This window comes from Streptomyces sp. NPDC015139 (assembly GCF_043079785.1).
GTDB lineage: Bacteria > Actinomycetota > Actinomycetes > Streptomycetales > Streptomycetaceae > Streptomyces > Streptomyces albidocamelliae.
This window is the reverse complement of the sequence record NZ_JBIBUW010000012.1, coordinates 218,407-230,072: the sequence shown is the minus strand read 5'-3', so window position 1 is coordinate 230,072 and position 11,666 is coordinate 218,407. Positions and strand designations below refer to the sequence as shown.

The window sequence follows — 11,666 nt, the reverse complement described above, 5'->3', positions numbered from 1 at the left end:
ACCGTTGTGTCATGGGGGAAGGTCCCCGTGTCGTCGTTCCACTCAGGCGGTGGCTGTCAGCGGGGCATGGGCACTGGCTTCCCAGACGAAGTCGTCCAGATCCTTGCAGGGGCCGGCAACGCCGGAGAGCAGGAGTCGATGCGATCCGGTGCCCTCGGCGGAGACGCCCACGTCCTTGGCGAGACCGCGGCGCTTGTACAGACCGAGCTTGACGTGGCCGGCGTCGGTGGCGAACTCGACGTACTTGCCGCCGAAGCTCCTGCCCACCCTCAGTCCCCGCTCCGCGTAGAACTGCTTGGTGGCCTTCACGTCCTCGACGCCCAGCAGGACCACGAACTCGTCGAAGTCCTGGGAGACCGGGCCGGTGTCCTTCTTCGCCGACGTCGCGATCTTCACGATCGTGCCGTCCGGGGCCTGGACGACGCCGCCGTAGCCCCACAGCGACTTCGAGGCGGGCTTGAGGGAGGTGGCACCGGCGTCCAGAGCCGCCTTGATGAGAGCGTCGGCGTTGCCGGGCTGGGACACCACCAGCGACAGGGTGAAGCCACGGAATCCTGTCGTAGGGGTCCCGGACTCCCGCAGGCGCAGGTGCGGCGAGTCGGGCCCCAGCAGGGTGGAGTAGAAGCGGTTGGCCGCCGCGAGGTCGGCCACTTCCAGGATGACGGCGTCGATGGAGTTCATGCCGTCGACGTTACGGGCGGCGGGGCGACCGGTGCTTCTCGAAAACTGACCGATCGGCCCGCCGACCTTGATCAGACCACCGGCGTTCCCGCTTCGATCCGGCGCAGCACCGGAGGGAGGCGGTCCAGACCGGGGCCGGTCTGTATCTGTCGCTCGTCCCACCAGGTGGCACCGGCGTCGTACAGGGGACCGATCACGTCCCTGGCCTTCGCCGCGTCCGGGGGCGTGGCACCGCCGAGCACCCACTCGAAGGGGCGCTCGGCCTCGGCTGTGCGGTGCTTGCGCACGTAGGCGACCAGCTCGCGTACGTCGGACACGTCCGGCACGTGACCGTGCCGTGCCGTCTCGAAGAGCGGCACCGCGCCGTCCCACCGCGCTGCCCGCCGCATGGGCGCACGACGCGGCCAGAACCCGCCGATCCACACCGGCGGTCCGGGCCGTTGCACGGTGGCGGGCAGCAGCGTCACATCGCGTACCTCGTAGTGCCGGCCGTGGTGGTTCACCGGTTCGCCGGCCCAGAGGCGGGGCAGCAGTTCCAGCCCCTCGTCCAGCCGCTCGGCGAGGACACGCGGCTCGGCGGTGTCACCGAAGCTACGGTAGTCGTCCTCGATAGGGCCGCCCAGACCGGCAGCGAAGATCACCCGGCCGCCGCTGAGCTGGTCGAGGGTGGCCACCTGACGGGCCAGTTGCTGCGGACGGTAGCGGGGAACCGGTGTCAGCAGCGTGCCCAGGCGAATCCGGGAGGTGGCCAGCGCCGCCGCGGTCAGCAGCATCCAGGGGTCTCCGAAAGGACGCCCTTGGTGCTGTCGGTGCAGTACGTGGTCCCAGACGAACAGACCGTCCCAGCCGGCCTGTTCGGCGGCAGCCGCGACAGTCGCGACCTTACGGGGGTCGGCGAAGTCACCGAAGTTCGGGATGTTGACGGAGAAGCGCATCCCACCAGGTTGCGCGGCAGGCCCGTCATGCGGCAACCGGTCATAGGACGAGCCGGACAAGCCGATGGTCGCTGCGAGCCAGAAGTCTTCCCCTACGCCGACTCCGGAACCGGAACCGGCCGAGTCGGTGGTCGCATTCAACGGCTCGATCGTGAACATGGCACCCACGGTGACTACGACACCCGCTACGCCTTCCTCCTGGGTTCAGGCGACGGTGCCGTCGGCGACGGTGGTGCGCTGACGGCGCGAAAGCCCTCAGTTCCCCTCGCGGTGCATCTCCCACACCAACTCGTGCAACGACTGCCAGTATTGATGGATCGCCTCGGCATAGACCGACTGGGCATCACCGGAAGCGGTGGCGTTGAGCAAGCACACGTAGATGGATCGCGAATGATCAAAAACGCGCTGAACGGCCTCGGCCACGGAGTTGCCGGCGTCTACGACCATCACATCGCAGGCCCTGGTGAAGGGGCCGTAGGCCTCGCGCAACTGTTTCGCATGCTCCTCGACAGCCGCCGCCTTCTCCGCACCCGCCGGCATGGCCAGGACGAGCGGCAGCTCCCTGTACAACGCGCCCATGTCGTGGGCCCGGTTGACCACTTCGATGGAGGAATCCCTGCGTGACTGCGCAAGCCAAGATGTCCTCTGCGCCCTCGCCGCAGCGTCAGCCTGCTCCCGCGCCGCCCTCAGACTCCCACGGCTCGTCACCCAGCTGGCCATGATTGCCGTGGCCGCCGTCAGACATGCCACCCACAAAGACCCGTCCCCCACATCAGCGATTCTTGCGAACTCACTGTCCTGGGCGAAAGACCGCCTACCGTCGGAGCGGAGGGCAGGCAGCTGCCGTCCCTCGCTCACGGCTCGATCCGCAACGCCGACTTGTATTGGGTGTTTTTGTGTTAGGTGTTTCACCGGCCCTCGACCACGTCGCGTCACCTGCGAAGGAGACACAGTGCCCGCTGAGGACATCAACGCCCGCGCCTGGACCCTCTACGGGCAGCGCCAGCTCGCCCGCTCGTACCTGCCGCCCATCCCCGATCGACTGTCCTGGGCACCGTGGGAAGGGGTGGGGCCCGGTGCCGAGATCCTCGGTGACATCGCCGGTCGTCGGGTCCTGGACATCGGCTCCGGCGCAGGCCACCATGCCGTGCACCTCGCCCAGGCCCACGGTGCGCGCGTCACCGGGATCGAGCTGTCGCCCACCCAGTACGAGCGCGCCGCCTCCGCTCATGCGGACGTCGATGGCGTGGAGTTCGTCCGGGCAGACCTGGTCGACCACCTCGCCGCGTCCGAGCCCTTCGATGCCGCGTACGCCATCGGCACCCTGGCGTTCCTCGACCCGCACCGCTCCCTGCCCGCGCTCCGCGACGGCCTGCGCCCCGGGGCTCCGCTGATCCTCTCGCTCCTGCACACCGACCTGCACGACCGCGGCCCGTCCACGGAGGTCGTGCCACGCGAGCAGTTCATCCGGCTCAGGGACGATCTGCCATTGCCCACCCAGATGTGGGTCCTGGCGCCGCACTTGTGGGAGAACCTGCTCACCGAGTACGGCTTTCGCGTCGAGGGCATCGACCTGCTGCGTCATCCTGACCGTAGCGAGCGGGTCGTGCAGCAGCTCATCCGGGCCCGCCGCCTCGCCGTCCGGCCCGCACGTCTCTCCAGCCGCCCTCGCACTGGGCTGCCTCCGACACCGCACGCGGCCGTCGGTGTCGGGACGATTCTTCTTGGCGAGCAGGGTCTGCTGCTCGGTCGCCACAGGCGCGGCACCATCGAACTGCCCGGCGGTACGGTCGAGGCCGGGGAGTCCTTCGAAGCGGCCGCTGTCCGCGAACTCCGCGAGGAGACCGGCCTGATCGCGTACCCCGACGACGTCGAGCTTCTGGGCACGCTCGTCGATCACGCCGGAGGCATCGTGCGCGTCACCGTGGGCGCCGTGGTCGGCGCGTGGGAGGGCCGACCCGCCACGCAACCGGACGAGAGCGTAGGCGACTGGGCCTGGTATCCCCTGGACCAGCTGCCCGACGGCCTCTTCGTGTGCAGCGCGCAGATCCTCACGGCCTGGCGCCCCGGCCTGCCCATCGACCACTCCCCTGCGCACTTCACGCCCTTCGCCACGTAGCGCGCTTCAACGACGTTTCAGAGGGCTCTCGTTGAAGAGATGGGACGCTTGCTCAGCGACTTCCATTCCACCGCGGTCAGAACCCCGCAGCCGGTAGTCCTTCCTCGGACTTGGTGATCGGCATCAGCCAGCAGCATGAGCTGAGACGGGGGTAATCTTCCGGCACAGCCGCGCCTGACGGGGAGAGCAACATGGCCATTGAGATTCTGGCTGCGGCTGCAGCTCAAGCTGCAGCCGCAGCTTCCGGAGACGCCTGGTCGAGAGTGCGACAGCTCCTCCAGGACAGGAAGACGGCCGAGGCAGGAAGCGGATCTCTACACGATGCGGACGCGGACGCGGACAAGGCAGGCGAGCGCCCCGGGCCGACAGTCGTCCACCCCGCTCCGGCTGACGTGCCAACGTCCGTGCCCAGCCCGTTGGCTGATGTCTTGGAGGAGTACTACAAGAAGGTCGGCAAACGAGCTGACGTCAGCTTTTTCGTAGCAGTCACTGCCGCTGTCTTCGGATACTTGATCATCGGTGCGGGGATCACAGTCGGTGTCTTGCACTCCGACGACACAGCGCTGGCTGTGGCGGCCACCGCCGCTGGCGCCATCTCACAGGCGCTGTCCTTCCTGTTCTTCCGGAATCGAGCAGAGGAGCGGAAGATGATGATCGAGGCGCTGGCCGGCCTGCGCGAAGACGCAGAGAAAAGCGTCCGAGCAGCACGCTCCCAGGAACTCATCGAGCAGGTGAAGCAGCCGCTGTTGAGAGACAATCTGACGGCCGCCGTCGCTCTGGAACTGAGCGGTGCGTCCACAACGCTGACGAGTATTCACGACGCTATGGCCCTGTTCCGCGACACGGGTAGCCAATCTTCCGCCACCCACGAGCAGCAGCGGGACGTACCTGCACCTGCACCTGCACCTGCACCTGCGGCATCGCCGGCACCGGTTGCTTGAGGCACGCCGCATCAGGCGTTCCAAAGGTCGGTGCCAGACTTGCCGACCAGCCGCTGAGGCACACACGGCGACGCCGCCTTCCTTCGAGTGACAGCGGGAGGGGGTGTCGCATGCCTAGCTCTGGCCAGAGGTCCGCGCCAAGGACCGGTCTGGTAGGGGCAACGTCTCCACATGCGGGCGTCCACGTCACCACTGAACTGTCGACACCGGGACAGCACCGTGCCACCGGCGGCGGGGTCCGTGCTTCATGCGGCGCAGGGCATGGCGGCACGCCGTTCCCGCAGCAGTCCAGCCGATGTTCTCCGCGCCGCCGGACCGGGCAGTGTCACGGAGTGGCCCGTTCGTCTCCCAAGGCTTCCAATTGGTCGGTAGCCTCGGCACAACTGCCACACGCCGCGCAAATCCGGTACGCAGGAGCGGGGGCCACGAGGAGCCGATGACCGATGTAGAGACCGGTCTGAGATCCCTGGTGCACGAGGCCACGGTGCGGCTGCGGTCTGCCGAGGGCGACGCGTGGGGTTCCGGTTTCTTCGTCGCGCCGGGCTGGGTCCTGACCTGCGCGCACGTACTCTCCCCCCACCTGCGGCGTGATCCCGGCGCGATCTTCCAGGTACAGGGGGACGGCCTTGCCGGCGGCACGCCGTGCGAGGCACGACTGGAAGCCTGGCTGCTGAAGGAGGAGCCGGATCCGCACCGTCTCACGCCGCTGGAGCAGGACCTGGCCCTGGTCCGAGTGGACGATCCGCCGTCGCACACGGCGGTCTGGCTCAGCGACCGCCCCCCGGCCTTCGCCCGGCCCGTCCTCGTCGGCGGTTACGCCCACCGTGCGGACGGCCGCACCGAGCACTGGGAGGGCGCCTTCCAGCTCATCGGCAGCATGGGACGGTACGGACTGCTCGGCGACGGGGCGCTGGCGACGGGGGCCTCTGGAGGACCGGTATTCGACCCCGCCACCGGAGCCGTGGTGGGGGTCGCCAAGGCCCGTCGCGGTGACAGCACCGCCGTCCTGGTCAGTACCGCGGCCCTGCACGACCTGGGCCCCCTCGGCCTGCGCGTCCTCGCCGACCACGACCGGTGGCACGCCAGCCGCGTCCCTGATGCGACCGACGACTGGGCCACCCTGCAACGGCAGTTAGTAACCGGTCTCGCCCTCACTGGTGACCAGTGGAGCCCCGACGACCGTCGCACGGCGCTGGCCCTACTGTCCGCCATCCCGCCTTCCGAGGGGGCGCGGCCGGTCGCCGACATCCTCCTGGCAACCCTTGGAGACGCCCCCACCGGTTTGACATGGCTACCTCCGAGGACCTGGCGTGAAGGCCACGGCATGCTCTACGGCCACGACCCCACGCCCGCAGCCGTGTTCCTCCGCTATCTGCGCCTGGTGGTGCTCTCCACCCAGCACGCGAACCCACACGATGCGGCCGCATTCCGGCTGGAATCCTGGATCAGGGAACGGCTGGCGCAGGTGGCGCCCACACTGCGGCCGCTGGTCACCGACGCGTCACTGCCTTCCTCGCTCGCACATCCGCGTACGACGCCGCAGACGGCGACACCGTTCCCGGCTCGGGGCGACGGTCATCCTGTCGTCACCGTCGAACTGGAGCCCCTGCACTACGCGATGCCGCCGCGGTTCTACTGGCGCATCGCGGTGGACCAGGGGGACGGGGAATTGATCACGCTGGAGGAGGAGTGCGTGGGTGGAGGTGTGCGGGAGGCCGACGTGGTTCGCCGGCTGGCGCAGCCGCTGGCGGACGCCTTCAGCAGAGCTGATCTGCCGGGCCTGCCGGCGCCGCTGGAAGTCGCCCTCCCACCGGACTACTTCGACCTCGAAGTGCATCTGTGGCGGGCACACGACGCCGTACACCCTGCGCGGTCACGGCCCGTCGGCGAACAACGCAGCGTGGTGCTGCGGGACCTGAGCCGGCGGTCGGGCCGGATGGTACGGGTTCGTGAACGGTGGGAGGCACTGCAGAACGCCGGCTCCTTGACAGCGGTGCCGGTAGAGGAAACCGGACGTGGTCCGGACGAGTGGTGGCAGCGGGCCGGACCCGGCGGCGTACCCCTGTTCGACCGGCCGGCGGCCCGTGGCGCGGCGGGTTCGGGTACCAGGCACCGGGAGCTCGCGGCGGTCCTCGAAGCGGGCTTTCCGGTCGCACTGTGGAGCACCAAGAGACGCGCTGAGGAACGAAGCGACGATGAGCTGGTCCGAGGCGCTGTCAGCCTTCTCGATGCGATTCATACGATTCGTGAACTCCCGGACAGTATTAGGAGATTGCGCTACGACAGAGCAGAGACGCGACCGGAAGGGGGCTGGGCGCACCACATGGCGTTGCTCTTCGACGACCCCCATCGTCCGCTGCCGAGTGAGGACTTCGAACTTGACGCCCCCTAGCAGGTGCGAGGCAGGCACGCACCGCCCCGTCCCGCCGCAGCCGAGCGAGGAGCACACACCATGGACGAATGGCTGATCTATCAGGGCACCGGGGAGCCCGATCCCGACCGTATCGCGCTCCTGCCTCCAGCGCCCGAGTGGCGGCGCTTCGATGGTGAGGGCTCGTACGACGTGCCCCCGATAGACTCCACCACCCTGCGGCGGCTCGGCGGCCTGGACGCCGGTACGCCGCCCGTCCATCGCGACCACACCCTGCACATGGTCAACGCCGCGCTCTACCTGCGCCGTCCGCTGCTTGTCACCGGACAACCGGGCACGGGCAAGTCGACCCTCGCCCACGCCGTGGCGTACGAACTGGGGCTCGGCCGCGTGCTGCAGTGGTCCATCGTCAGCCGCACGACCCTCAAGGACGGCCTCTACCAGTACGACGCACTCGGCCGGCTCCAGGACTCCCAGCTCGCCTCAGGCGACGGAAAGCCGACCGACGACATCGGCCGGTACATCCGGCTCGGACCGCTCGGCACGGCCCTGATCGCCGCAGACCGGCCACGCCCACTGCTCATCGACGAGCTCGACAAGAGCGACATCGATCTCCCCAACGATCTGCTGCACGTCCTGGAGGATGGAGAGTTCACCATCCCGGAGCTGGAGCGCATCGCCGACCGGCAGCCCGAGGTCACAGTCCTCACCGATGACGGGGGACGGGTTGTGGTGAAGGAAGGGCGGGTACGCTGCCGAGCCTTTCCGTTCATTGTCATCACGAGCAACGGCGAGCGGGACTTCCCGCCCGCCTTGCAGCGCCGGTGTCTGGCGCTGCAGTTGTCCCCGCCGAACTCCGAGCAGATCGCCGCCCTGGTCCAGGCGCATTTCGGCCGTGGGGAGGATGCACGGCATGGGGAGATGATCCGCCGGTTCCTCAACGGCGACGACACGGGAGGGGCCAGGCCGGCGGATCAGCTGCTCAACGCCATCTTTCTGGTCAATGGGCCTGCGGGTGCCGACGCGCTTCGGCGCAGTGACCTCCTGGAGATGCTCATGAGGCCGATCGATCCGCGGCACGGGTGACCGGAGGAGCCATGGCAGACGAGGGATCCCGGAAGTCCACCGGGACCCGTGCCGGACGCACGGAGCGGCGCGGGCGTCCCGAGCCGTCCGGGACCGGCGCTGCGGAGGGACGTCTCGCGACGCTGATCGCCGCCCTGCGTGCGCAGGACGGCGACGTGCGGGCGGAGGACGTGGCGGATGCCCTCTGGCTGGCCAGAGTTGTCCCCACTCTGCCCGAGGTCGGCGTGGCCCAGCCCCCAGCCGGGCCCGCCGCGTCCCCCGAGCCTGCCGCTGCGGACCGAGCCGACGAAACCCCGCCCCGCGCGACCGGCCGGCCGGCCGGTTCGCCGTCCGCTGCGCACCTCGGAACGGGACGTGCGTCCCTTGCGATGCCCGGCGAACACCGCGCTGCCGACCCGTCCGACCACGCGGCGGACGACCGGACGGCCATCCGCGTACCTGCGGCGGGCACGCTGCCGGACGCGCAGTCGCTGATCCGCGCACTGGGCCCGCTGCGCCGCGGGCACCTGCCGGACACCAGTGCTGTGCGCGTCCTCGACGAGAGCGCCACCGTCGACCGCACCGCCGAATCCCGCCTCCTGCTTCCCGTGTTGCGTCCAGCGCGACGGCACATGTACCGGATGGTGCTGCTCATGGACGTCTCGTCCTCGAACGCCGTCTGGCAGAACACGTTCGAGGATTTGCGGCAGATCTCCCAGAGGGCCGGCGCATTCAGCGACGTCGCCTACCACTACGTCCACGAGGACCACCATGGGCGGCCGGCGCTCACCCACGCGTTCGAATCGGGCGCGGGCTCGGGACGAGTCGTCCCTCCCACCCGGCTCATGGACGCCGGCCGGCGCTGTCTCGTCCTGGTCCTCAGCGACTGCGTAGGGCCCCTGTGGCGCAGCGGCCAGATGCATCGGCTCGTGCACCTTCTGGCGAGCGGCGGTCCGGTGGCCGTCATGCAGCCACTGCCCCAGCGGATGTGGACACGCACCCACCTGCCGGCCGAACCAGGGCTGTTGACTCGCCTCCCGGGACCCGTCGGCAGGATCGGCTTCCGCCCATTCACAGTGCCACATCACGACCGGCAGCCGCCTGCCGGGCCGCTCCCGGTGCCGGTCCTACCACCGCACGCCGAACCCCTGGAGGTGTGGGCGCGGCTGGTCGCCGACACCGCAGGTTTCTCGGCGCCGGGAGCGGCCGCCCTGGTACGGGCCGATCACCCGGCAGTGGCCGCGCCACCGGCCTCCGAGAGCCCGCTCGCGGCTGTCGAGCGGTTACGACGATTTCGCAACTCGGCCTCGCCGTCGGCCCAGCGCCTGACCGCCTTCCTCTCCGCAGCGCCGTTGGTGCTGCCCGTGATGCAGCTCGTGCAACGTGCCATGCTTCCCTTCACGGGCCCCGAGGCCATGGCCGAGGTCCTGCTCAGCGGACTGCTCCGGCGCGTGGACGAACCGCTGTCCCCCGGTGGTCTCCGCTTCGATTACCACTCAGGCGTGCGCGAGGAACTCCTGCGAATGCTGGACCGGGACGTGGCCGCGCTGGTGCTCAAGCACGTCTCCCACTACGTAGAACGGCACTACGGGCGCGGAGCGCGCAATTTCCCCGCCCTCGCCTCGGCCGCCCTCGCCGACAGCATTGCGCCCGAGCATGTCTACGCCCTCGGCACCCGAGGAGTCACGACAGCGGACGGGGACGACCGAACGGTCGCGGGGCTCGAGGACTTCGCCCATGTCTCCGCGCAGGTGGTGCGGCACTACACCGGAGTCTCCGTGCCGGCCATGGCAAGTACGGCCCGCGAGGTCCGCATCCCGGCGTCCGTGCTCGCCGACCGGGCCCGCGACCACCTCGACGACTTCCGCCGCCTCGGTGCCATGCGCCACCTGGACGCCGCCCTGCGCGAGCTACGCGACGCCGTCCGGGCCGAGCCCGAACCGACGACGCGAGCCGGCTACCACGCCGAACTCGCCGAGATCCTCCTGACCCGGTGGTCGATCCAGCCGATCGCGGAGCACCTGCGCGAGGCGTTGTACGCCGCCCAGGAGGCCGTGCCCCTCGTTCCTTCCGCATACCAGGCCCTTGCGCGTGTCCTGGAGCTGATGGCCGACGAGGCGGTGGCCGGTCGACTCTCCCGGGAACTGCTGCCGCCCTGGGTACTGGCCCTTCTGGAGGCCCAACGCGCCGGCACAAGCGAGCCCTCGGACGAGGGCTCCCGGATCGCGGCCGCCCTGCTCGCCGCGGCCGTCGGGCACCTTCCCGGTCCCGGCCCGGGCGCCGGCGCCGACGATGAGTCGCCCCGGCGGTATGCCCTGACCTGCATCAGGCTGCTGCGCCGTCTCGCCGTCGCGGGGGCGCCCTATGCCAGGGAGCGCCCTGCCGTGTGGTGCACGATGCAGCTGGGGAAGGCTCTGCGCACCGCTGACCTCCTGGTGCAGGCCGGTGGCCAGGACGGTGGCCGGCTCGCGCGAGGCCTGGTGCTCTTCGACCTCGCCCGACACCACGGCCCTTCCGGACTCCTGGCCGCCGGCCCGGACAAGGACACCCGCCCGGACCTCGACGCGTCTCGCGCCTACGCCGCCCGTGCAGTCGAAGACTTGGACGCCGCCGCGCGGGAGCCTTCCTGGCAGTCGCTCGCCGTGGAGGACCGCTGCCGCGCCCTCCTGAACCACGCCCAGGCCGTCCTCCTCGCCCGTCCGGGCCGGGACGACGAGGCCCTGACCGAGACCCTGGGGCTGCTCGAGCAGGCCTGCCTGCTCGCCGAGGGGCCCTCGGGTACGCTCCTGCCCGCCCGGGCCCGGCTGATCGTGGAGTCCCGACTGCTCCGTGCCCGCATCCTCACCGACTGGTGCGAAGGCAGCGAGGAGGGCCGCGGGGATCGCGAGGACGAGGCGATCGAGGCCTGGACGGCCGTGCTGCCGTTGCTGGCCGGCAACGATGCGCGGCTGTCCTCCTCCTGGTTCGTGCTGGGAAGGCTGCTCAGCGTGCGCGGCATCCGCCGCGGGACGGTGGGCGACTGCACCGCCGCCGTTCACCTGCTGCGCCGCGCGGTGGAGGCGTGCCCCCATGACGACGCCGAGGCGACGAGACGACGCCTGCAACTGGCGCGCAGCGTCCTGGCGTGCGCCGACCAGCCCGACCCGGGCACTCTGAGCGAGGCCGACGCCGTCGTGCGCAGCGCGCCGACGGGCACGTTGCCACCGTCCTTGGCGGCAGAAGCCTGGATGCTGCGCGGGGACATCGCCGCCCTCGCGAGCAGGCACGGGGATGCGGCCCACTGCTACGGGATTGCCGCCGAACAGGCCTGGCTCGCGGAACCGTCGCGTCAGTGGTTCAACGCAGCCCTGGCCAAGGCGGCGGCCCTCGACACCGACGGTGACACCTCCTTGGCCCTGCCCGCCTACGAGGGCCTTGAGACGACGCTGAAGGAGGCACCGGCCGGCATCTGCCTACCGCACGAAGCGGACCGAATCGCTCGCGCGGTGGCCAGGCTTCGCGCGGCCGGTGCGGCAGGTGCGGCAGGCGGCGACCACGATGCCTGAGGAGGGACC

8 protein-coding genes are annotated in these 11,666 nt (G+C 70.1%); 5 read left to right on the top strand and 3 right to left on the bottom strand.

Features of this window, described 5'->3' with window-relative positions; all coding sequences use genetic code 11:
* Positions 1 to 42: 42 nt before the first annotated feature.
* The 3 genes from ACF08B_RS29675 to ACF08B_RS29665 form a co-directional block, all read right to left on the bottom strand.
* Positions 43 to 681, bottom strand: coding sequence for a glyoxalase (locus tag ACF08B_RS29675; protein ID WP_392320210.1), 639 nt, complete (start codon positions 679 to 681; stop codon positions 43 to 45).
* Positions 682 to 752: 71 nt separating this feature from the next.
* A complete protein-coding gene (locus ACF08B_RS29670) occupies positions 753 to 1,616 on the bottom strand; it encodes an LLM class flavin-dependent oxidoreductase (protein WP_392320209.1) in 864 nt (287 codons plus the stop codon).
* A gap of 255 nt (positions 1,617 to 1,871) precedes the next feature.
* Positions 1,872 to 2,216 (bottom strand): hypothetical protein, encoded by a 345-nt coding sequence (locus ACF08B_RS29665; RefSeq protein WP_392320208.1) that lies wholly within the window; start codon positions 2,214 to 2,216, stop codon positions 1,872 to 1,874.
* A 352-nt stretch (positions 2,217 to 2,568) separates the two neighbouring features.
* On the opposite strand from ACF08B_RS29665, the gene ACF08B_RS29660 reads away from it, so the two are divergent.
* The 5 genes from ACF08B_RS29660 (at position 2,569) to ACF08B_RS29640 (ending at position 11,657) form a co-directional block, all read left to right on the top strand.
* The gene (locus ACF08B_RS29660) at positions 2,569 to 3,735 is read left to right on the top strand and encodes an NUDIX domain-containing protein (RefSeq protein WP_392320207.1); all 1,167 of its coding nucleotides are present in this window, start codon (positions 2,569 to 2,571) and stop codon (positions 3,733 to 3,735) included.
* A gap of 428 nt (positions 3,736 to 4,163) precedes the next feature.
* A complete protein-coding gene (locus ACF08B_RS29655) occupies positions 4,164 to 4,676 on the top strand; it encodes a hypothetical protein (RefSeq protein ID WP_392320206.1) in 513 nt (170 codons plus the stop codon).
* Positions 4,677 to 4,971: 295 nt separating this feature from the next.
* Positions 4,972 to 7,068 (top strand): trypsin-like peptidase domain-containing protein, encoded by a 2,097-nt coding sequence (locus ACF08B_RS29650; protein ID WP_392320205.1) that lies wholly within the window; start codon positions 4,972 to 4,974, stop codon positions 7,066 to 7,068.
* 60 nt (positions 7,069 to 7,128) lie between these two features.
* Positions 7,129 to 8,133 carry an AAA family ATPase gene (locus ACF08B_RS29645; RefSeq protein WP_392320204.1) on the top strand — a complete coding sequence of 335 codons (1,005 nt, stop codon included), beginning with the start codon at positions 7,129 to 7,131 and terminating at the stop codon, positions 8,131 to 8,133.
* Positions 8,134 to 8,144: 11 nt separating this feature from the next.
* Positions 8,145 to 11,657, top strand: a complete 3,513-nt coding sequence (locus tag ACF08B_RS29640; protein ID WP_392320203.1) for an SAV_2336 N-terminal domain-related protein — start codon at positions 8,145 to 8,147, stop codon at positions 11,655 to 11,657.
* Positions 11,658 to 11,666 lie beyond the last annotated feature (9 nt).

Bases quoted from the DNA above. Each gene is read 5' to 3' on its own strand.
- ACF08B_RS29640 (WP_392320203.1), top strand. From the start codon at position 8,145: ATGGCAGACGAGGGATCCCGGAAGTCCACCGGGACCCGTGCCGGACGC.
- ACF08B_RS29675 (WP_392320210.1), bottom strand. From the start codon at position 681: ATGAACTCCATCGACGCCGTCATCCTGGAAGTGGCCGACCTCGCGGCG.
- ACF08B_RS29650 (WP_392320205.1), top strand. From the start codon at position 4,972: ATGTTCTCCGCGCCGCCGGACCGGGCAGTGTCACGGAGTGGCCCGTTC.
- ACF08B_RS29645 (WP_392320204.1), top strand. From the start codon at position 7,129: ATGGACGAATGGCTGATCTATCAGGGCACCGGGGAGCCCGATCCCGAC.
- ACF08B_RS29670 (WP_392320209.1), bottom strand. From the start codon at position 1,616: ATGCGCTTCTCCGTCAACATCCCGAACTTCGGTGACTTCGCCGACCCC.